We start from the raw sequence: 21,918 nt of genomic DNA, 5'->3' as shown, positions 1-21,918 counted from the left end.
AAATACTCTATTTAAAAGTATACTAGGGGACAAAGCCGAACCCTTCAAAAACGGTTTGCCCTTCGAAAAAGTAAGAGATGAGAATTATGGTAATTTCAGGTTTCCAATAGCTGTAGCTTTCGTTATTTGAAGAGGAATGGGTTTTGAAGGAAGATAAAGATGTTCGGGAATAATTTATTTGTGGCGGCCAATTTCTTCATTGAAATCGCTGTAGAACTTACTGTTTTATTCATAGGAGTAACCTTTCTCGTAGGGTTAATTCAAGAGTATTTACCGGATGAAACCATAAAAAAGGCTATGGGTGGGCGGCACAAGGCAAGAGGAAGTATTCTTGGAGCGGGATTTGGGGCCCTCACCCCTTTCTGCTCTTGCTCAACCATACCGCTTCTACTGGGAATGCTCAAGGCTGGTGTGCCCTTTGCCGCAGCAATGACATTCCTGTTCTCATCGCCTTTGCTAAACCCGGTGGTAATATCCCTGTTCATCATTCTGATGGGATGGAGAACAGCTGCTCTCTACTTTGCTATCACCTTTGTGGCTACAATTGTTATTGGCCTCTTGCTTGATGGGCTAGGCTTCGCCAGCCAGGTTAAGCCGGCGGCTGTTATACAAAAGGGCTGTTGCTGTCAGCAGGCAACGGACACCAGATCGAGGATACAGAGGTCTGCAAAATTCTCACTCGACCTATTTCGTCAGCTGATGCCTTATCTCCTTCTCGGAGCAGGAATTGGAGCATTCATTCACGGATTCGTGCCCACGGAGATCATCACCCGCCTTGCCGGGCCAAAAAACTCTCTGGCAGTTCCTGTGGCTGCAATTATTGGTATTCCTATCTACATTCGGGCGGAGACCATGATCCCCATCGGGCTGGCACTTATTGAAAAGGGAATGAGCGTGGGAGCTGTCCTGGCATTAATAATCGGAGGCGCAGGAGCCAGCATACCCGAGTTGACGCTTCTTTCAGCTATATTCAAGAAGAAACTGCTGGCATCCTTCGTGCTGACCGTCTTCACCATAGCTGTGGTTGCAGGATATCTGGCCAATCTACTGACATTGTGAACGCCCTCAAAGAGGAATACATCCCCTGTTTTCGGAAAAAATCGGGATTTTCTGAATCGAGTTATAATTCAAAAAATGATCATGGCTTACTTTGATAAGCCAAACAGTTCAGGTCTCAGAAGCTACCAAAATGGTTCCGGTAAACCATAAAAAAGCCGACTCCCAGAATTATGAGGCCTGCAATTTTTTTTAACGGAAAACCGTATTTTGAAACTTTCTGGAGCCTTGCGGAAGAAAAACGTGCAGAGTAAGCAACAAGAAGCATTGGAATGGAAAAGCCGATGGAATAGATGAAGAGCATCAGCGCCCCGTAAGTAATTTCGCCTGAGACTGCGACCATTGTAAGAATAGAACCGAGTACGGAGCCCACACACGGAAGCCAGACAATCCCAAGAGAGAGACCAAGCAAAATGCCTCCGAAAAGACCCTCCTTCCTGGAATTTGCAAGTGAAGAAAAATTTCCAAAAACATTGAAAATATTGAGGTCTAAAAGCAGTGAAATACCCATCGTGATCAAAAGGGCTTCGGCAAAAATATAAAGGAGATCGAGATAAGCAGTCAGTGTTGCTCCGAATAGGGAAGTAACTATCCCCATGCTTGTAAAGGAAAGAGATAGCCCTGATACGATCGCAAGGGGTCTGAACTTTCCTTTTTCAGTTGAGTAAGCAAAAACTGCCGGAATTACGGGAAGAATGCACGGTGAGAGCACGCTGACGACTCCTGCAAAGAAAGCGGCAACCGGAAAAAAGCCGGAAAACATATTTATCCTCCTATATTTCGGGATGCAATAGCTTTCTCAAGAGTCTCTGAAAGGGTTTCTTTATCGGCAACACCAAGGAATCTTGCATTCGCTCTTTCCGAACTTTTGCTCCCGTCCTGCCGCATGTACGTATATTTGCCACCCTCGATGCCTGTAATAACACAGGTGTCCGGAATAACTCTTACCCCGAACGTTGTTGCAAACTCAGGGTACTCTTTAACATCAATAAGCATAATTGAAGCAGACCCCTTATACAGAGGAAGGAGCTCTGAAAGCACCTGTTCCTGCTCTTGACAGGGAATGCAGCTTTTAGACCCAAATTTCAGCACAACGGGGCCTTTTGTAAGGGCTTCGTCAATCTGGTTCAGATTCGTAACCTCGACCAGCCCCGCTTCATTACCGGAATTATTCACTTCCTCCGTAACTTCAACAAGCTTTGCTTCATTGCCGGAATAATCAACATCCGTGCAACCTGAGCTGAAGAGAAGAAAACAAAAAATCGCCAAAATAAAAAGCGGTTTTTTCAAAAAGAACGGAAGCGAAGAAGAAACTCGTTCTTTTCCCTGTATTTTATGCAGTCGTTTCATTATAATTCTCCAAAAGATGCAGGCCTTTTTATAAGAAACAATAAACGGCACATACTAGATCAAAATATTAATACAGTTAATGTTAACAGTGTTATAAATATATTCCCCGAATCACACTGATGCCAAATAATCGAAAAAGTATCACACTAATAAAACGACGTTGTGTTTAAAAGGTTATGCAAACATCAGGGAAATTCCGGCGGCATCATTTGTTCAAATCTATTCTGGTTCTACCGGTTGAGTTCAAGATTCACATTTATAAAAAACTGTAATGCAGATATCAAGAAATCTTGATATGAAATCAAACCGGGCCTCAAAATTCTGGAAAAAAATCAAATATAAATAATAACACGTTTGATATCAAACAAAATTGATATGAAAATCCTTATTTAGAAAGCTTAACTTCTTTTATTTATGAGCTATTGTTGCCCTGCAGACCCCGAGAAAAAGAAGGAATGGGAAGAGAAAATGCTCCAGGAAATTGATTTTCTGGATAATGACATTAAAAAAGCCAGCGAGGTATTCAACGCTCTCGGACATCCGATAAGACTGAAAATTGCTTATTTTCTGTCTCAGCGAGACCACTGTGTTTGCGAACTGATATTTAAATTAAACGAGAGGCAGAACCTGGTTTCCCATCACCTGGCAATTATGAAAAACTGCGGGATCGTCGAAGCTTACAACAGTTCAAAATGGCGGTTTTACAGGTTGAACCCTGAATTTGCAAGCATTTTGAAGCTTGTAAAACAAATTGAAGCTTGTAAAACAGATTGAACCTTGCAAAACAAATTGAACTTTGCAAAATGACTGCAGGAAAAAAAGGAATGCAGGAAAAAAGGAATGAAAAACATTCAAGAAATGGATCAAGCAAGAACTGCAAAAAAAATGCAGTTCGGGGAACAAAAGATTTCAATCCTCACAGCAACAGCAGCAGTCCTCTTCTTCTCCGTCTTTTTCAAAAATCTTATCGTATATGTTTTCACCGTATACGTTCGTCCATCCAATCTGCGAGCCTGCAGCAACAAACATGGCAACTGATATGGCTTCGGCGATCTCTTCTTTTGCAGCTCCCGCAGCAACAGCCCTCTGGGAATGTACATCGACACAGAACTGGCAGCGCATGAGCACCGAAGAGGCAATGGCGATCAGCTCCTTTGTTTTGAGGTCAAGGAAACCGTCTTTGAAGATGGAATTTCTCATCTGCCCGAAAGCTTCAGCAGTCTCAGGCAACATTTCATTTAAAAATGACAATTTAATTCCTCCGGGTTGAAGTGAAAATAGGATAAATAGGTTCGAAACAAATATCTTGGTGGTATATAAACAAAAGTTATACAACAGGCGTTAAGTACAGATATTACACAACAGAAGTTGCACGACAGTTGGGCCCGGACTCTTAGACTCAAAAATGGGTTAAGGCGACCCGTTGGGGGATCAACGTCCAGGTTTTCTGCACAAAGTAGTGTTCCAGCGCATTTCATTGCCGCGAGATTCGGGTTTATGCGTGTATAGAAGATCTTCATCATCTTCCTGTTTATCCTTTTCAGAACTTTCCTTCTCTTTTTTAGAAGGTCCCTTCTCTGGCAGAGTGTTCTTTTCGTCTTCCATAGTCCTGCCTCCTTAGCTCGATAAATTCTTAATTCGCAATTAATTCCTGCATATAAATATTGGATATCATGCCTTAAAACCCGTGGACGGGTATCAAAAATAATTGATGCAAAGAAATATCAGGAAAAGTGCAGGAGTAAAAATAGAGACAGCAGATTTATCTCATGTTTCCATATTCTTTCAAACCTGCTGCCTGCATGCAGGAAGGATCCAGCCCATCGGGATATCTGCCTCCAGTTTTCCGGTTTTGTTGCAAATCCTGTTTTCAAGCCGGCCTTCAACATTAAAACCGAGTTGCGTATAGAATTCAATAGCCCTTTTATTGCTTTCTCTTACGAGAAGTTCGACCCTCATTACCTCGGAGTGCTTTGATATCGTTTCCTGCAAAAGGGTTCCTAAGAGAAGTTTGCCTATCCCTTTTCCCTGATAATCAGGATGCACAGCAATTGTCAGGTCGCTGAAGATATGGGCAAAAACCTTTATTCCGGGCTTATAAGTATGGACCTCTGCAATGAGAGTTTCGGGATTTTTGGGGTCTTCAATTGTCAGGATAATACCTGATTCGAGACTTTTTTCAATGAAGCTTCTGACATAGGCTTCTGTAACTTCATCGGCTTCCCTTGCGATTCCACCGGAGCGGGATGCAACAGTCCTGTAAAGAGCTACAATTTTGTGCAGATCCGAAGTTTCGCCTTCCCTGACAACGTATTTTAGTTCCATTTTTTCCGCAACCTGTTCTAAGAAAAAAATCCATGTGCGAGTATTAAAATATATCCTTATTCCTGAGACATCGAAGAAGTAAGAGGTAGAACCCAGTTAGGCAAAGTAGAAAGGTTATTATTATCGGAGGCTGAAAATAAAGACATAATAGGAGATGAACCTGGCAGATGAATTCATTCTCTTTTAACTCCGGACCCGAAACGAACTATGACAAGCAGTGGGCTTTTGAGGTTGCGTATTTTATCCGGCAAACAGGCACAACTCTGCAGAACTTGGGAAATCTTCTGAACGCCAGGGACTATGTTGAAGCCCGAGTACTGGCTGCTGAAATGAAGCAGAGAGCGGAATACGAAAAAACCCTCCAGCCGGATTTCAGGACTTCGAATTATTTTGTACAGGCTCGCAGGCTGTTCAACAGCTTTCTGGACGAGTGCGTAAATTTTGCCGAACTCCTGAGAATTACGACCATTCAGGAAGAAACCGGATGTGAGGAACTGCTGGACAAGCCGGAACAGATCCGGAACTCAATTGACAGGCTGAACCTTTTGAAGGAAATGCTGACAGACGAGCTTCACCTTAAAGGCTGGTACTGAGAAAGCCCTGAGCTTTGGGAATTAATACATTCAAAAAGCAAGGTGTTTTCGGTTCTGGAATGAAAATCTCCAATTTCGAATTTTTCCCGGATTCTACGCTTATTCCGGGAGATCCTGCCTGAAAGGTAGCAAAGTGTTATATACAGGGAATGGGTGTAGTGAGTATCCACTGGAGTAAAAGACCATGGTCTGACTACTCATTTGCCTGTATCACGGGGAAAAATTCAAAATTGTCCGGAACTTATCCAAGAAAGCCATTTTTTGCTGTATAAGTTTATGCATATTAATTCGAAATTTCCCTGGTTTTTTAGGCAACTTGCGCATCCCGGGGAGATTAACCATTTGTACGGCGTGTTTACCTGTTTTTGACGGTATCATGTACCGGTTTTGATAAGTGGACTTTTCCATAAAGGAACTGCCGGGTATGCGGCAGATAGCATGTAGATAACAGGTTTGCAATCTGCAAAACCTGTAAAAAATAATTGTAAATTCTAGAGTGAGTACATGGAAAAATTAGCAAAATTTAAGGCGCTTGGGCTCTCGGACAGTACATTGAAAGCCCTCAAAAAGAAAGGTTTCGAAGAACCAACCCCGATTCAGGAAAAAGTCATCCCTCTTTTTTTGAAAGGAGAATCTGACATCATAGGGCAGGCTCAGACAGGGACAGGAAAAACAACAGCATTCGGAGCCCCCATTATAGAGAAAATCCCTGAAAAATCAGGACATGTTCAGGCAATAATCCTGGCCCCTACAAGGGAACTTGCAATCCAGGTTTCAGAAGAGCTCAACTCCATAAAAGGAGACAAAAAACTTCACATTGTGCCTATATACGGCGGACAGTCCATGACCCAGCAGCTCCGCGTACTGAAGAGCGGAGTGGACATTGTCGTAGGAACCCCCGGAAGGATCATCGACCACCTTGAAAGAAAGAGCCTCGACCTAGGAAATATCGCGTATTTCGTGCTCGACGAAGCTGACGAAATGCTGAACATGGGTTTCATTGACGATATTAAGGAGATCTTAAAGGCAACCGGCCCCGATAAAAGGATGCTTTTCTTTTCAGCCACAATGCCAAAGCCAATCCTCGGAATTGTCAAGAAGTATATGCGGACCTACGAGCATGTTACAATTGAGAAAGAGGAGCTTGCAGCAAACCTGACCGAACAGATCTATTTCGAGGTTCAGGAAAACGACAAGTTTGAAGCTCTCAGCAGAATCATCGATATCGAGGACGAATTCTACGGGCTCGTATTCTGCCGGACAAAGACCGACACCAGCCAGCTTGCCCAGAAACTCGGCGACAGAGGCTATGCAGCCGATGCCCTGCACGGAGACCTCTCCCAGCAGGAAAGGGAAAAAATCCTGAACAAGTTCAGGAAGCAGAAGATAAACATTCTTGTCGCAACCGATGTTGCAGCAAGAGGCATCGATATCATGGACCTGACCCATGTCATCAACTATTCCCTGCCCCAGGACCCTGAGTCCTATGTGCACAGGATAGGAAGGACTGGAAGGGCAGGCAAGCAGGGAACTGCTATCACCTTTGTTACATCCACCGAGTTCAGACGGCTCACTTACATAAAAAAGACCTCAAAGTCCGAAATGAAGAAGGGCCGCATCCCCGAGATAAAAGATGTAATTAAGGCCAAAAGGGCAAGAGTAAAAGCCGAACTCGAAGAGACCATAAAGACAGAAGAATACGGGGACTGCCTTGAAATGAGCGAAAGGCTCCTTGAGGAGTACCCCGCAGAGAAAATCCTGGCTGCCCTTTTGAAGTACACCTTCAAAGAAAAGTTCGATGAAAGCATGTATACGGAGATTTCCAGCGCCAGCTCCTATGTCGACAGGAAAGGAAAAACAAGACTCTTCATAGCCATGGGAAAAGCCGACGATATGACCCCGGAAAAACTGTCATATTTTATCCAGGAGGAACTTGGAGACAGCGAACTGAAAGTAAGGGATGCAGAGATTTTCCCGCACTTTTCCTTCGTAACCCTGCCCTTTGCCCAGGCTGAAGCCCTGCTCGAAATCTTCAAAAATAAAAGGAGAGGCAGAAAACCCTTTGTGGAACTTGCTCAGAAATCAAAGGGAAGGAGTATAAAAGGCTCGAATAATGTGAATAGAAACGGCAACTCCAGAAGTTCCAGCAGACCAAGAAATGTGAAAAAATAAATTTCCATTTCTAAACTTATTCTTTTTATTTGATATGAAAGGACTGATTTTGGGAAGCACTCGCATTCCTTTGTGCCTATTATTTGAAGAATAATGTACCTTATTTTGGAATTACCAATATTTTGGATAATATCAGCCTATTGTACCAGGAACAACATAAAGAAGCTTCCAAGAAAAACTATCTATTTTTCAGAAAAGTTATTTCACAAAAATTTAAAATAGACATCAATTTTTCTTTCTTCATAATTCAGAATTGATTTGTCAAAAACCTCAAAATTTTGACCCTTCAACCGGAATAGATCTCCAAGTTAAGTAAAATAAGCTCAGGAGGAAATTGCCCTTGAAGGATCTTTATTCCGGCTGAAGTTCTATGTTTATTCACTTCTTCTTCCGAACCATTAGTTTCATACGATCATTCCGGACAACCTTTTCCAATGGGACATCAGGAATATGCCTGCCCTTTTCATTAAGCAAACACTTTGAACCCATACTGCTCCATTATTCAAAGGCCGACCAGTAAACATCTAAACATGCAGCTTACCTGTCGAGGATTCCGTAGCCACTGAGATATATTATTCTTAACCTTTCTATCTCTAGATAGAAAGTAATCTTTAGATAGTTTAAATAGAAAAACATTATAATTCCCTCCACACCTGGAATGCTGTTCTTTCTTGTTTAAAGCCATTTCCCAAAGAGCTGATCTCAAACCTGTATTTTATTCTAATTATAAGGTTTTTCAGGGTTATTTTTCATCATCCGAAACTTGACTGGTTCTCCAAACTCCAAGATTTAAAGAGCAAATCGTGAGTTTTGAGATGAGCTCTTAAATTAACACTGACCCCAATTTTCAGTGATGTATCGGTTCTCTTCTCCAACCCCCCATTCCACTTTATACTCCCAAACACCTATTCCTGAACTATAGCAGACATCAAACAATTGCAGAGATATCTAGCTAGAAAGCTTAAGGGCTTTATGGAATTTATATTCCATAGCTAGAAACTTTGCATTTGACGCATGACTATATTTTCGATACTCTATTCTTTATTAAGCCTGGAAGCTATAATTTAAATTCCCAGGCGAGTATCAATATACAGGTAGATTAGGAATTTATATAAAATGTAAAGAACAACTACTTCTTACAAAAAGTAGTGTTTGAGTATTTAGAGACAGAGTGTATTAAGGCCGAACACAACTATACAGTCAATAGATTTGATTTTTCACATAAAATTACTTTGATTTTTTCCCACAAAATCCTCCAATAATTTACAATGTCCAAAAAGTATTACACAAATCCCTAAAATTGATGCTTTTTGATGCAATTCCAAATTTTGTGCAGGTCATATTTCATATATTTAATAAAGTAAATTAAAAACAGTAGAAGCCATTAGAGAAGGAAAAACGGCAGTTGAATATAGGAAATATTTAGGAAATATAGAAACAGTAAAAAAGAAATAGTTATAGAATTCTTTTGAAAAGATAAAGTTGCCTGAAAGGCAGGCAACTTCATACGATTTGTTTTTGGTTATTTTCATCAGTACTATTGCTAATTAGAAGCAGTAAATGAGTTTCAAGCAAGTTGCTTCGTAGCAGTATTTGACATTTGAATATATAAGACTGAAGAACATTTCAGTTCCCTCCACTCTTTTCCAGTATTTTGTTCATCCCCCGCTATACATGGTCTTCTGCAATCGGAATATAGGGAAATTGCTAATAACAATTTTCCAGATACTCCCGATAGCTCAGCAGGGCCGTCCAAGCAGGGCCCTCCTAATAGCCCGGCAGAGTCCTCTTTACAGCTCAGTTAGCACCAGCTGTAACAGATTTTCAGGAAAGTTGCCTCGTAGCAATATACGACATTTGAATATATAAGTTCGAAGAACATTTCAGTTCCCTCCACTCTTTTCCAGTATTTTGTTCATCCCCCGTTATACATGGCCTTCTGCAATCGGAATATAGGGAAATTGCTAATAAACAATTTTCCAGATACTCTCAATAGCCCGCCAGAGTCCTCCTTACAGCTCAGTTAGCACCAGCTGTAACAGAGTTTTAAGAAGGTTGCCTCGTAGCAATATACGACATTTGAATATACAAGACTGAGGAACATTTTCATTACCTCTTTTGTTTCTGTAATTATCCAGATTTCATCATCCGTACGATAGATTGAACTGAGAATTCAGTCTAGCAACTGCGATTAGAAGCAGAAGAGCAGACCGAGATCAAAGCCGAAAGCAAACGTAAAAAACGTGCCGAGATCAAATCCAAAAATCATGTTTATTCCCTCCGAATTTCATATTTTTACCAAACCGATACATGTGTACTTGCCTTTGAGCACACTTCCTTGAAACATTTGTTTATAATTCTTTTTATCAAGCCTCCAAAGCTTGATACGCTGTCAGCCACTTAGAGAGATTATTAAGGAGAATTTCCTTTCTCCTTGGGATCTACAGTTTCAATTTTCATCTTGCAGTGGCTATATTTAGCTATATATAACAAATTATATAAGTTGGATAGAATTACATATCCTTACGAATAATAGTTCTAAAAGATTTAGAGGGAAGTATATTCATAACATAGAATATATTTTTGGTACTGTTATGTGTTTGAATTTTTCGCTATAGTTTTGGCTCTGATCTAAATATTTGGATGTCTATCCGGATTCAAAGAGGAACTTTTTTGGAACTGATTGGTTCCGCGACTGTGGTTTTTCTACCAAATATATACAATCGGTGTATGAGAGAGCAGTTTAAAATAACAGAGATAGGTCTCAGGATGAGAACACAAATTTTCTGCAAATGCCTTATGCTTTCAGAAAAAAATCTCAAACTTCGATATTTAACCTTCAAAAACATGCTTATGTTTATACCACGAATTATAGCAAAAATCATATCTGAAATTCGATAGTCAACTCAAGAGTTCAAAAACAGTATATACAGTGCATATTATCAAACTTTACTTTTAAAAGCCCTAGTTGGCAACCAGAAATAGATAGCAATTGGACCTTAAGGAGTTTCTTTTGAAAAAAATTTGGAGAGCATAAGTTAAAATGGACTTTCTTACATAAGAATAGAAACAATTGAGATAATTCAAAGTGATTTTTCCTGATCATATCTCAGTAAAATTGGGGGGGGATGTGAAAATTAACAAAAATAGTTTATCTGAGGATAGGTTACCTGAGAGTAGGTTACCATTACCTATTGTCGAGGTTTCCAATGTCATGAAAAGTTATGTGCTTGGAGACCAGGAGGTTCCGGTACTCTCAGGCATTAACCTGAAAATCGGAAAGGGAGAATTCCTGGCCATTATGGGCCCTTCAGGTTCAGGAAAAAGTACCCTTATGAACCTGATAGGCTGCCTTGACCGACCTACAGAAGGGCAGATCCTTATAAGGGGAAGGGATCTGCACAGAATGTCAGATGAAGAACTCGCCCGAATCCGGGGGCTTGAGATAGGTTTCGTTTTTCAGACTTTCAACCTTGTTCCTCGCCTGACTGCTTTTGAGAATGTTTTGCTCCCAACTTTTGCCAATTCCAAGAGCATCGATCCACGAAAGCGTGCAAAGGAACTATTGCAACTTATGGGGTTACAGGACCGCATGCACCACAGGCCTGGAGAGCTTTCCGGGGGCCAATCTCAGAGAGTCTCAATTGCAAGGGCACTCATCAATAATCCTTCCATTCTCCTTGCGGATGAACCGACTGGAAATCTTGACTCGAAAACAGGTTCTGAGATCCTCCAAATATTCGTGGATTTGAACAATGAGGGAAGGACAGTAGTAATAGTCACACACGATCCTGAGATTGCAAAATATGCTGACAGGGTTGTCCTTGTAAAAGATGGGGAAATTCGATATAATTAAGGTGGGGAGTACATGAAATTGATTAAAGAGCGTATTATTGCAGCTTTTTTTTCTTTACTTGTAATAGCCTCCGTTTTTGCGGCTCCAGCTTCTGCAGCTGTAGGGAGTGCTAACCTGAAAGTAACGATCGTTGAAACAAATCCTTATCCTGCAAAGATAGGAGAATACCTGACCCTGACCGTGCAGGTAGAAAACGTCGGAGGGGACAAAGCCGACGACGTTGACATAGAAATAGTCCCTGAGTATCCTTTCACCCTGGATTCCACGGCAAACGCCATACAGAACATTGGAGCTCTCAATCCTGGCAGAACTGCCACAAAAGAGTTCTATCTTTATGTAGATAAAAACGCCCAGAAAGGAATTCGTTCAATTGATATTCGCGCCAGAACCGGAAAGGACAAACCCTGGAGTGAGAAAACCGTTGACATAAGAATAGGGACTGAGACCTTTAGAAGCAAAGGGACCGTTGAACTTGCAGAATTCGTTACTTCTCCCGAAGTCCTTATGCCGGGGGATAGGGGTACCGTTACAGTGACCCTTAAGAATACAGCCACCGCAACCACAGTTACTATCGATGACGAAGACTATGATACCAATGCAAGAATACAGGCTGCGACTTTGAAACCTTTATCTGACGGAATAACGATTCTGGAAGCTCCGTATTATGAAATGGGCCTTGTGGGCCCGGGAGACAGTATCCAATTGACCTTCAATGTTAGGGTTGAAGAGGATGCCGGTGAAGGAACTCACAACCTTGAACTTGCAATCGAGGGCAACTCTTATGACTACAGTAGTCGGAAGAACATTCCGCTTAAAGTTGACTCCTCAAATATAAAGGTCATTCCTTCAAAGCCACTCCAGATGGTGAACGGGAAAGCTACCGTAGAATTTGACGTAGCAAATACCCATCCCAATGAACTTAACTCTGTCAGCATAAAGCCTGAAGCTGAAGGTGTAAAGTTTTATCCTGCCGAATATTTCATCGGGCCCATGGATTCTGACGAGCTTTTCACAATAGAGTTTGACGCAACGATAGACGATTCCTCGGATGTCGATACTTCAGAACCCATAAACATGAATGTAACTGCAACCTATAACAATGGGGTTAACAGGCACGAAAATGTCGCAGGCAACCTGAAACTTGGATCTGATTCCATGCCTGCTGAAACAAACTCTACAGTTGCAATTGCAGGCGGAGTTATTGCAATCTTTATCCCTGCAGCCTTTCTACTATATAAAAAGAAAAAACAATAAGCGGATGAAGATTTGTTAAATATCATATTTGTGGGGGAAAAATATGATACAATTTGTACAGGCTGCTCGCATTGCTTCAGGGAGTATAAGCAGCTCCAAGCTTCGGTCTGCACTCACAACACTCGGAATTGTGATAGGGATTGCAGCAGTAATCATAAATGCATCCCTTGGAGCCAGCTTTAACCAATTTTTCACCGATGAAGTCACCTCTGTTGGCTCAAATTTTATAATTGCATATAGCGACCAGCCTAACATATTTTATGAAAGTGAGCTTGAAATGGTTAAAAATACTCCAGGAATTTCCGGAGTATCTCCCAGGAAAACAGTATCTGGAGAAATTAGCTATCTTTCGGATACTAAAAGCGTGAGTATCGTGGGAGTAAATGGGGACTTTCAGGAAATCCAGGGAATTAAGATGGAAGAAGGAAGTTTCCTGAATGATAAGGACATTTACTCTGCTGTTCTTGGGTATGACCTCGCAAAGGAAGAATTTGGCAGGAGTATCTCGCATCGAAGCACCGTTGATATTGCATTCCGACAGGAGGACGGCACTCTTATAAAACAAAGCTTCAAAGTTAAAGGGGTTCTGGAAAATTCAAAAGAAACTATTCTTAGTGGAGACGGCAGTACAGACATGATAGTCTATATTCCTATTTCAGTCATGAATGAAATGACCGGGGAAGAGGACTACGGGTCACTCTTTGCAATGGCCGAAAGCTCGGAAAACATCGGCAACGTCTCGGATGAAGTGGATAAAAGGCTTGCCCGGAACTTCGGAATCCCTCAAAGGGATATCGGAAATGACGACGCAAAGCCCTATGTCATAATCGACCAGGTAGATGTCCTTGAAGAGACCGGAGCATTAGGAGATGCCTTAAGTTCCTTCCTGCTTGTCCTTGCTTTAGTCTCACTGTTCGTGGGTTCAATAGGGATCATGAATATCATGCTCGTAACAGTAACCGAACGTACAAGAGAAATAGGGATTATGAAGTCCGTAGGTTACAGCAGTTCAAATATCCAATCCCTTTTTTTGCTTGAATCCGTGATGGTCAGCGTCTTCGGAGGAATGATGGGAACTGCAATAGGAGGGTTGGGAGCCTACATCCTTGAAGAAGCCCTCAAACTTCCGCCTGTGTTTCCTTTCAAGCTGATTGAAATTGGGATCCTGGTTTCGGTTCTTGTAGGTGTAAGTGCGGGGCTGTATCCCGCAAGGAAAGCTGCAAACATGAATCCTGTGGATGCTTTAAGGTATGAGTAAGGGTCTTCTAAGTTTGAAGAAATGACCCTTATATTTTCATATTTTCTTTTTTCAGCATCCTCGAATTTTTTCCTTATTCCAGTTCCTTTTCGGTGTTTCTATCCACTTCTGCTTTGTTATCCATAACTTCAAAATTGAGAGGCAATGGTAACTATTAAGTAACCTGTATTTCCATGTGTTTCGGAGTGTTCTTTAAATCAATCATTTTCCTAAATGATCGAAAACCCTGAAAATCGAATATGGAGAATTAATTGGATATGAAGAATTAATTGGATGTGGAGAATTAATTAGATAAGAAGAATCAATTGGATGTGGGGAATTAATTGGATGTGGAGAATTAATTAGATAAGAAGAATCAATTCTTTTGCAGACCTTAGATTATAAAAGTAGATGGATAACAAACATTTTAAAGTTTAAAACCAAAAGATATTGATATTGTGTAGCACTCAGTAAAATAATATATTTAAAGTTTGAACAACGGCGAAGTGGACATGAAAACTGAAATACTCGATCATGAAGTTCCTCCTTCCGGCGATTCGAACCCGGAAACAGACAGAAGTAGTGGAACTGGAGATAAGATGCCTCAGGAAGAAAGCCTGCTTACCTCTGATGAAACTCCAGATGGGAGGACTTCAGATGAAGAGCACTCTAAGTGTGAACCACCCCGCTCCAGTCGCCCGGACAGAGGTACCGGGGAGGGAAATCTCCATAAGGGAGCCCCGGTAATAGAGGTTATCAACGTAAAAAAGAGTTATACCCTGGGAGATATGGAAGTCCCTATTCTCCACGACATCAACCTGACAGTACGGGAAGGAGAGTTTCTTGCCATAATGGGCCCTTCGGGCTCAGGAAAAAGTACACTTATGAACCTGATAGGTTTTCTTGACAGACCTACGGAAGGGAAGATCATAATTAAAGGTCTTGACATCAATACATTATCTGATAAGGAGGTTGCCAGGCTCAGAGGACTTGAGATAGGCTTTGTATTCCAGACATTCAACCTGATCCCGAGGCTTACCGCTCTTGAAAATGTTGAGCTGCCTACATACGCTAACACAAAGGAGGGGGTGGATGCGCGTAAAAGGGCAAAAGACCTTCTTAAAATGGTCGGGCTTGAGGACCGAATGCACCACAAGCCGGGAGAACTTTCCGGAGGACAATCGCAAAGAGTAGCTATTGCCAGAGCCCTTATTAATAACCCGGCAATCCTCCTTGCGGATGAACCTACAGGAAACCTGGACTCAAAAACAGGCTGCGAAATCCTCAGCATGTTTACCAGACTTAATGAAGATGGCAGGACTGTTGTGATGATTACGCACGACCCTGAGATTGCAAAGTATGCTGATAGAATAGTCCTCGTAAAAGATGGAATAGTCCAGAATAATCCGGAATAAGCCAAAATGATTCAAAAAAACAGGAAATTATTCGAAGATAAGCTAAAATAACTTATAATTGTACATAATGCTCCGACAGGATACCCTGAATATTCCAGAGTAATCCAGAACACCCTGAACAATTAAGTTTCGAAATTTAGTCGATCAGGATGAATTAAAATGACCGGACGGAAAAATCCAATTACTTTTGTTGTTATATTTCTGCTTTTAATTTCATTTATTTTTGCAGCTCCAGCTTCTGCGGCGACTGCAAGTGCAAACCTGAAAGTTACAATAGTTGAAACAAACCCTTACCCCGCTAAAATAGGGGAGTACCTGGACCTGACAGTTCAGGTAGAAAACATAGGTAGAGACAGGGCAGATGATGTTGATATTGAAATAGTCCCTGAATATCCCTTTTCCCTTGATTCCCAGGCAAACGCAGTGCAGAATATCGGAGCTCTTGCTCCCGACAAATTTGCATCCAAAGAGTTTCACCTTTTCGTGGACAAAAATGCTCAGAAGGGGGTCAGGACAATTGACATCCGGACAAGGATCGATAAAACCAGCCCCTGGAGTGAGAAAACTTTTGATATAAGGATAGGGACTGAGACTTTTGACAGCAAAGGGACCGTTGAGCTTGCGGAAATCGTTTCGTCTCCCGAAGTCTTTATGCCTGGAGATAAGGGTACTGTCACAGTAACTCTTAAAAATACAGCCACCACGCCCACAGTTACTATCGATGGAAGCGACTACGACACCAATGCAAGAATCCAGGCTGCAGTTTTGAGGCCGCTGTCCGAAGAAGTAACTGTTCTTGATGCCCCCTACGGAGAGATGGGGATTCTTGGCCCTGGGGACAGCATCAAACTGACATTTAATGTTATGGCTTCCGAGGACGCAGGTGAGGGGACTCACAACCTTGAACTTGCAATCGAAGGAAACTCTTTTGACTACAACAGCCGGAAGAACATTCCACTTGAAGTTGACTCTTCGAATGTAAAAGTGATCCCTTCAAAACCTCTTAAACTGGTAAACGGCGAAGCCACCCTCGAGTTTGATGTGGCAAATACCCACCCCAATGAATTTAACTCTGTCAGCATAAAGCCCGAAGCTGAAGGCGTAAAGTTTTATCCTGTCGAATATTTCATCGGGCCCATGGATTCTGACGAGCTTTTCACAATAGAATTTAATGCCATAACAGACCCATCTTCTGAAAACATAGGGAAGACTTCCGAACCGATAAACCTTAGTCTTTCTGCAAGTTATAGTAACGGCATAAACAAACACGAAAATCTGGTAAGCAATCTTCGCATTCAGCAGGTTGAGGAAAACCAGGGGGGTAACTCAGGTCTGATTGTAACTGGTATCCTGCTTGTCGCCCTTGCGGCTACCGGCGTATTCATTTACAGAAGAAGGCAACAGAAAAGCAAATAAGCACGCTGGAAGGAGAGTCTGGAAGTACAGGCAGCGCCAAGACCGCACGCTGCCTTTACAACTATGGTTTGTTAGGGGTATTTTTTAATTTCAGTTTGTTCTTAAGTAGCCTGGATTCCAATTTTCAATTTGGTGCTCTAATTTTAATTTTGCTTCCCAATTTTCAACTTGATTTCCTAATATTCAATTCCCGGGTTCCGGGGATCGAGTCAGTTTTTTTCGATCCTTTCCCTTAGGAGAAGAGTTAGTCTTTTTCTTTTTACTCTCGGGAAGAAGAGCATTTTCCTATTCCATCGGGAGGGTGAAGGTAAACGTGCTTCCTTTCCCGACTTCTGAGTCAACCCAGACCTTCCCGCCGTGAAGATCTACAAAGTTCCGGACAATGTATAATCCCAGACCGGCACCACCGTACCCGCGGGCTGCAGAAGAATCGGCCTGTGTAAAGGGCATAAATATCTTTTCGTGGCTCTCCTTTGAAAGCCCTATTCCGGTATCCGAAACCTTGACTTCAAGAACCCCTTCTTTTTTGCAGGCACTGATGACAACCTTTCCTCTTGCTGGAGTGAACTTTATGGCGTTGCTGACCAGGTTGTACAGGATTTGTCTGAGCTTTGTAATATCAGCCCGAACATTTCCCACGGCAGGGTCTATCTTCAGTTCAACAGTTATCCTCTTGACCGAAGCAGGCGAGAGGAGGCTCATTCTCACTTCTCCTATGAGGCTTGCAATGTCCACTTCCTCATACTTGAGTGTCTTTTCCCCGGCTTCAAGCCTTGAGATATCAAGCAGGTTGTTAATAATTTCCAGCAGGTTTTTCCCGCTAATCAGGATATTGTTGACATACTTTGACTGCTTTGTATTCAGGGGCCCGAAAGCTCCTTCCAGCAGCAAGTCAGAAAAGCCTATCACCGAATTTAGAGGAGTCCGAAGCTCATGGCTCATATTCATTATGAAACTGTTTTTTGCCCTGTTTGTGGCTTCAGCATCTTTTTTTGCCTTGAGGAGAGTGATTTCCAGCTCTTTTTGCCCGTTTACATCGCATGTATTCACCAGATATTCCCATTTGCCTTTTCTATTAACGAGAACACCCTTTTCCTCCACCAGCTCAAGAAGTGAGCTGCCGGATAATCCTTCAAGCGGGAAAGTACAAAGAAACGTGAGATTTTCTCTATTACCCTGGCCGATATCTCCAAGAATATTACCTAACCCTTCGAGACAGGTTTTGAAGGAGCTCCCGACCCCCTTAACATCGAGATTTGTTCTGAATCCGGAAAAATCTTCAGAAAGAGATTTTCCACTCCCCTCCTCCATGTATTTTTTTACTACAGATTCGAGCAGGAGAGTACTTTCAGAAAGTGTACCGGCTGGAATAATCTCTAGATGAGACGAAGTAATGTATTTCTCTACATCCACTACTCCTGCCTTCTCAAGTTCATTTTTTGAACTTTCAACTGTCAACGAATCCGGGATTATCCAGAGGCAACGCTCTCCCCTTTCAATCCCTTGTTTGAAATAGGCAACAAGCAGTTCTGTCAGTTCGTCGATATCACTATATACGGCTGAGAGCTGAGCGCTCTGTGGAATGCTTGAAAAAAGTTCGGGGTATTTGTCAGTATTTTTTATCAGAATCTTTCCCCCTCCATGTGTTGTACAATAGTGCACATTTCAGTACACAGTCCTGATTTGAATGGGGCATCAAGCAGAGGCTTTAGAGTATAAATGCCAACTTTCAGCACTCTAAATCCGGTTTAAAGTGCTGGAAAATGTATCTAAAATTTTTAAAGTGAGATTTCATTTTGATCTTTGATTTCGTCTTAACTTTTAATATTTCATACATATGCTTATATTTTCTATCATATAACATTAGCATATATAAGAAATGTTCTAATTTTCAATGTTAGAAAGTTTACCAGGTTTTTAAACCCTCTGTTACATCAAAGTACCCTGGAGTAAAGTACCCCATTGGGACCTTCCTTTTTTCTAGCAATGAACTATTATATTTGTACATTGATATTTACTAGGGTATATTGGGGATTAATATCTTTCAGGATATATTTGTACACTAATCTCTACGGAATTTTTTGGAAATTAAGCCTCAATGGGAGATTGCCCAGAGGCTGGAGATCCTTGATCTCCGTCCTTCATGAAGTTTCATCCGGAAATTAAGTCAAATCTAAAATGGGGGGCTTATGCTGAAGGTGAGACAAGCTATAGGTATCTCCCTCGGGAGCATAGCAAGCGCAAAACTTCGCTCAGGTCTGACAACCCTTGGCATCGTTATAGGTATTGCAGCAGTAGTTGCAAACGTATCTCTTGGGGAAAGCTTCAATGTTTATTTTGAAGATGAGGTAAATGCCCAGGGTTCTAATTTTATTATTATTTACAGCCAGGAACCGAACCTTTTTTACAACAATGAACTTCAAATAATCAAAAAAACCCCCGGAATCAGCGGGGTATCCCCCATAAAACAGCAATCAGGAGCAGCAACTTATTTCTCCCAGAAGAAAAATATCGACATCGTAGGGGTTACCGGAGATTATGAGGACACCGCCAACATCATTATGGAAAATGGCAGTTTCATAAGAGACCAGGATGCTTTTTCCGCAGCTATCGGCTCCAAGGTTGCAAATGAAAAGTTTGACAGGAATATCTCTGCCCGCAGCTCAATAGACATTACCCTGCGTCTTGAAGGAGGAAAGACTGTGACCCGAAAGTTCAAGGTGAAAGGCATCATTAAAAGCCTGAACGCCTCGTTTGCCGGAGGGGGAATCGATCGGGACACGAGCATCTTCATTCCCGTTTCAACTATTAACCAGATGCTCGGAGAAGATGATTTCTCGTCCTTCTTTGCCATGTCCGACAGCCTTGGGGATGTGGATGTTGTCTCGGACGAGGTGAATAAGCGGCTTGCAAGGAACTTCGGGGTCTCTTCGCGGGATCTTGATGACGAGGATGCAAAACCCTACCGTATTTTTAATAAGGCAGATGTCCTTAAACAAACAAACCAGCTCGCTGATACCCTGAGAAATTTCCTTGTTTCAGTAGCTCTTATCTCTCTGCTTGTAGGCTCGATAGGGATAATGAACATAATGCTTGTTACGGTTACTGAACGTACAAGAGAAATAGGGATCATGAAAGCCCTTGGCTTTTCAAGTACGGACATCCTTATGCTCTTTCTTATCGAGTCGGTTATTCTCAGCCTTTTCGGAGGAATTCTGGGATTGGCGGTCGGAATTGGGGGAGCCTATATAATCACAACTGCCCTTAAACTGCCTTTCATGTATCCGGGATATGTCTTTGAGATAGGGGTTTTGGTTGCAATCGTAGTAGGAGTTGCTGCTGGAGTTTATCCGGCAAACAAAGCGGCAAAACTGGCTCCTGTGGATGCGCTGAGGCATGAGTGAAACCTGACCCTGAAAAGTTATTTTTTAGAAAGAATTAAAATTAAAGTCAGAATTCAGGGTTTACAGTTCAGGAGTTCCCTTTTTCAGCGTATTTAATTTCTCCTTCAATTTTGTTTTTTTCGAGGAATATATTGTTTTTACTCAAACGTTTTTATGACTTTGTCCGTAAAGGCATTTATATCCCGAATAATTATATCTTAATCAATATACTAGCATAAACCGGAATACTAATTACAGATCGGGAAAATACATATAGAAGAATACATTTCTTAATGTGGCCTTCCGCAGCTTCGTGAAAGAGCCAGGCTATGAAGCGGATTCAAATTTTTGTTTATGCAGCTTTGTGGAGGACGAAAGGGTGGAAACCGGAAAAAAAAAAGCCATTGGAGCCAGGAATTTCCTTTATCCTATGCCTACTACCCTCGTGGGGGCCGATGTGAACGGAAAACCAAACTACCTGACGGTTGCTTTTTGCGGGATTGTTCAGGCAAGTCCTCCAATGATCGCAGTTACCCTGGGAAAAATGCACTATACAAATGAAGGAATCAGGGAAAACAATTGCTTCAGCGTAAATATTCCTTCCAGATACATGGTTGAGGCTACGGATTACTGCGGCATAGTTTCCGGGAAAAAGGTGGACAAATCCGGTATCTTCAAAACTTTCTACGGAAAGCTTGAAAAAGCTCCAATGATTCTGGAATGTCCTGTAAACCTTGAATGCCGGCTCGTGGACACCCTGGACTTCGGCGGGACAAACGAGGTTTTCATCGGCGAGATTGTGGAGAGTTATGCAGAAGATCGGTATCTCTGTAACGGAATTCCTGACATAGAGAGAATTGAACCCATTGTTTTTTCCATGTACGACAACAATTACTGGGGAATTGGAGAGCACCTTGGCAGAGCATGGTGTGTGGGAAAAAAATTCGATGAAAACAATGAGGACAGAAACGAAAACGATCGTTAGAAAGAAGGCTCTCTTTGCAGGTGCTGACAAAGGTATTTGAGGATAATTTCGAATTCTGAGCCGGAGAAAAGACGGCTCACATGGTTTAGTTTTCCGGGGGTAACAGGGGGGTTGTTATATGAAAGTAACAGTGTTCAGCGGGAGCCATAAGGGCAGGGAAGGTAATACTCTCATTATGGTAGAGGAGTTTTTGAAAGGAGCAGAAGAAGCCGGGGCAGAAACGGAGAATATTATCCTTACCGAAAAGGATATCAAATACTGCAGGGGAAAATTTGAGTGCTGGCTCAAAACGCCCGGGAGGTGTACCATTCGAGATGACATGGACGATCTGCTTCCCAGATTTATGGCTTCGGACATCGTAGTCTTTGCATGCCCTGTGTATTTTGATAACGTTCCTTCCATAATGAAAAATTTCATCGATAGGCTTTCACCTGTTCTTCTGCCTCACTTTGAGGAAGATGAAAAGGGAGAATACAGGCATGCCAAACGTTATGAGCAGTATCCGAAATTCGTTGCGATTTCAAATGCAGGGCTGCCCGGGCAGACAAATTTCGAGGTCGAACGCCTCTTTTTCAGGCGGCTGGCAAGAGCTTTTCATACCGAACTGATTGCAGAAATCTACAGAGGAGAGGGGGAAATTTTCAGAGGCCAAAAAAACATTATGCTGAAACCTCTGCTAGGCAAATATAAAAAGCTGCTCAGATACGCCGGAAAAGAGATTGTCGAAACCCAGGCGCTTTCGGAACAAACAATTAAAGACCTTGAGAAACCAATCGTACCTCCGAGCCTGTACATAACATTCGGAAACGAGGAGTGGGAGCGACTTAGAAGTGAATATCAAAAGGAAGAAAAATAAACGAAATGAAAACAAAAAAT

Annotated in this window: 19 protein-coding genes; 12 read left to right on the top strand and 7 right to left on the bottom strand. The window is 42.0% G+C overall.

Annotation, left to right across the window (positions count from 1 at the left end; all coding sequences use genetic code 11):
* Nucleotides 1-159: 159 nt before the first annotated feature.
* Nucleotides 160-1,059, top strand: coding sequence for a permease (locus ACSAZL_RS02155; RefSeq protein ID WP_440947113.1), 900 nt, complete (start codon nt 160-162; stop codon nt 1,057-1,059).
* A 115-nt stretch (nt 1,060-1,174) separates the two neighbouring features.
* On the opposite strand, the gene ACSAZL_RS02150 is transcribed toward ACSAZL_RS02155, so the two are convergent.
* Nucleotides 1,175-1,819, bottom strand: a complete 645-nt coding sequence (locus ACSAZL_RS02150; RefSeq protein ID WP_440947112.1) for a cytochrome c biogenesis CcdA family protein — start codon at nt 1,817-1,819, stop codon at nt 1,175-1,177.
* Between the two features lie 2 nt (nt 1,820-1,821).
* On the bottom strand, nt 1,822-2,406 hold the full coding sequence (locus ACSAZL_RS02145) for a thioredoxin family protein (protein WP_440947111.1): 585 nt from the start codon (nt 2,404-2,406) through the stop codon (nt 1,822-1,824).
* 414 nt (nt 2,407-2,820) lie between these two features.
* On the opposite strand from ACSAZL_RS02145, the gene ACSAZL_RS02140 reads away from it, so the two are divergent.
* On the top strand, nt 2,821-3,180 hold the full coding sequence (locus ACSAZL_RS02140; RefSeq protein ID WP_440947110.1) for an ArsR/SmtB family transcription factor: 360 nt from the start codon (nt 2,821-2,823) through the stop codon (nt 3,178-3,180).
* 135 nt (nt 3,181-3,315) lie between these two features.
* Here the strand turns inward: ACSAZL_RS02140 and ACSAZL_RS02135 are convergent, their stop codons facing one another.
* From ACSAZL_RS02135 to ACSAZL_RS02125, 3 genes are all read right to left on the bottom strand, one after another.
* Nucleotides 3,316-3,657 (bottom strand): carboxymuconolactone decarboxylase family protein, encoded by a 342-nt coding sequence (locus ACSAZL_RS02135; protein ID WP_440947109.1) that lies wholly within the window; start codon nt 3,655-3,657, stop codon nt 3,316-3,318.
* Between the two features lie 180 nt (nt 3,658-3,837).
* Nucleotides 3,838-4,011, bottom strand: a complete 174-nt coding sequence (locus ACSAZL_RS02130; protein WP_440947108.1) for a hypothetical protein — start codon at nt 4,009-4,011, stop codon at nt 3,838-3,840.
* 180 nt (nt 4,012-4,191) lie between these two features.
* Entirely contained in the window at nt 4,192-4,731 is a 540-nt protein-coding gene (locus tag ACSAZL_RS02125; RefSeq protein WP_440947107.1) for an N-acetyltransferase family protein, read from the bottom strand.
* A 167-nt stretch (nt 4,732-4,898) separates the two neighbouring features.
* Between ACSAZL_RS02125 and ACSAZL_RS02120 the strand changes: the two genes are divergently transcribed.
* Nucleotides 4,899-5,324 (top strand): hypothetical protein, encoded by a 426-nt coding sequence (locus ACSAZL_RS02120; RefSeq protein ID WP_440947106.1) that lies wholly within the window; start codon nt 4,899-4,901, stop codon nt 5,322-5,324.
* A gap of 504 nt (nt 5,325-5,828) precedes the next feature.
* Entirely contained in the window at nt 5,829-7,496 is a 1,668-nt protein-coding gene (locus ACSAZL_RS02115; RefSeq protein WP_440947105.1) for a DEAD/DEAH box helicase, read from the top strand.
* A gap of 1,567 nt (nt 7,497-9,063) precedes the next feature.
* Here the strand turns inward: ACSAZL_RS02115 and ACSAZL_RS02110 are convergent.
* Nucleotides 9,064-9,252, bottom strand: coding sequence for a hypothetical protein (locus ACSAZL_RS02110; RefSeq protein WP_440947104.1), 189 nt, complete (start codon nt 9,250-9,252; stop codon nt 9,064-9,066).
* A gap of 1,458 nt (nt 9,253-10,710) precedes the next feature.
* Between ACSAZL_RS02110 and ACSAZL_RS02105 the strand changes: the two genes are divergently transcribed.
* The 5 genes from ACSAZL_RS02105 (at nt 10,711) to ACSAZL_RS02085 (ending at nt 16,674) form a co-directional block, all read left to right on the top strand.
* A complete protein-coding gene (locus ACSAZL_RS02105; protein ID WP_440947103.1) occupies nt 10,711-11,352 on the top strand; it encodes an ABC transporter ATP-binding protein in 642 nt (213 codons plus the stop codon).
* Nucleotides 11,353-11,364: 12 nt separating this feature from the next.
* Nucleotides 11,365-12,606, top strand: coding sequence for a COG1361 S-layer family protein (locus ACSAZL_RS02100; RefSeq protein WP_440947102.1), 1,242 nt, complete (start codon nt 11,365-11,367; stop codon nt 12,604-12,606).
* 43 nt (nt 12,607-12,649) lie between these two features.
* Nucleotides 12,650-13,864 carry an ABC transporter permease gene (locus ACSAZL_RS02095; RefSeq protein ID WP_440947101.1) on the top strand — a complete coding sequence of 405 codons (1,215 nt, stop codon included), beginning with the start codon at nt 12,650-12,652 and terminating at the stop codon, nt 13,862-13,864.
* Nucleotides 13,865-14,631: 767 nt separating this feature from the next.
* The gene (locus ACSAZL_RS02090; RefSeq protein WP_440948760.1) at nt 14,632-15,258 is read left to right on the top strand and encodes an ABC transporter ATP-binding protein; all 627 of its coding nucleotides are present in this window, start codon (nt 14,632-14,634) and stop codon (nt 15,256-15,258) included.
* 159 nt (nt 15,259-15,417) lie between these two features.
* A complete protein-coding gene (locus ACSAZL_RS02085) occupies nt 15,418-16,674 on the top strand; it encodes a COG1361 S-layer family protein (RefSeq protein WP_440947100.1) in 1,257 nt (418 codons plus the stop codon).
* 285 nt (nt 16,675-16,959) lie between these two features.
* Here ACSAZL_RS02085 and ACSAZL_RS02080 read toward each other — a convergent pair whose 3' ends face one another.
* Nucleotides 16,960-18,336, bottom strand: coding sequence for an ATP-binding protein (locus ACSAZL_RS02080; protein ID WP_440947099.1), 1,377 nt, complete (start codon nt 18,334-18,336; stop codon nt 16,960-16,962).
* Nucleotides 18,337-18,863: 527 nt separating this feature from the next.
* Here ACSAZL_RS02080 and ACSAZL_RS02075 point away from each other — a divergent pair.
* From ACSAZL_RS02075 to ACSAZL_RS02065, 3 genes are all read left to right on the top strand, one after another.
* On the top strand, nt 18,864-20,078 hold the full coding sequence (locus ACSAZL_RS02075; RefSeq protein ID WP_440947098.1) for an ABC transporter permease: 1,215 nt from the start codon (nt 18,864-18,866) through the stop codon (nt 20,076-20,078).
* 358 nt (nt 20,079-20,436) lie between these two features.
* Nucleotides 20,437-21,042 carry a flavin reductase family protein gene (locus ACSAZL_RS02070; RefSeq protein WP_440947097.1) on the top strand — a complete coding sequence of 202 codons (606 nt, stop codon included), beginning with the start codon at nt 20,437-20,439 and terminating at the stop codon, nt 21,040-21,042.
* A gap of 118 nt (nt 21,043-21,160) precedes the next feature.
* Complete coding sequence (locus tag ACSAZL_RS02065; RefSeq protein ID WP_440947096.1) at nt 21,161-21,898, top strand: flavodoxin family protein; 738 nt, start codon at nt 21,161-21,163, stop codon at nt 21,896-21,898.
* Nucleotides 21,899-21,918 lie beyond the last annotated feature (20 nt).

Origin of the sequence: Methanosarcina mangrovi (assembly GCF_052057765.1) — an archaeon.
Taxonomy (GTDB): Archaea; Halobacteriota; Methanosarcinia; order Methanosarcinales; family Methanosarcinaceae; genus Methanosarcina.
This window is presented reverse-complemented; position numbering and strand designations above follow the sequence as displayed.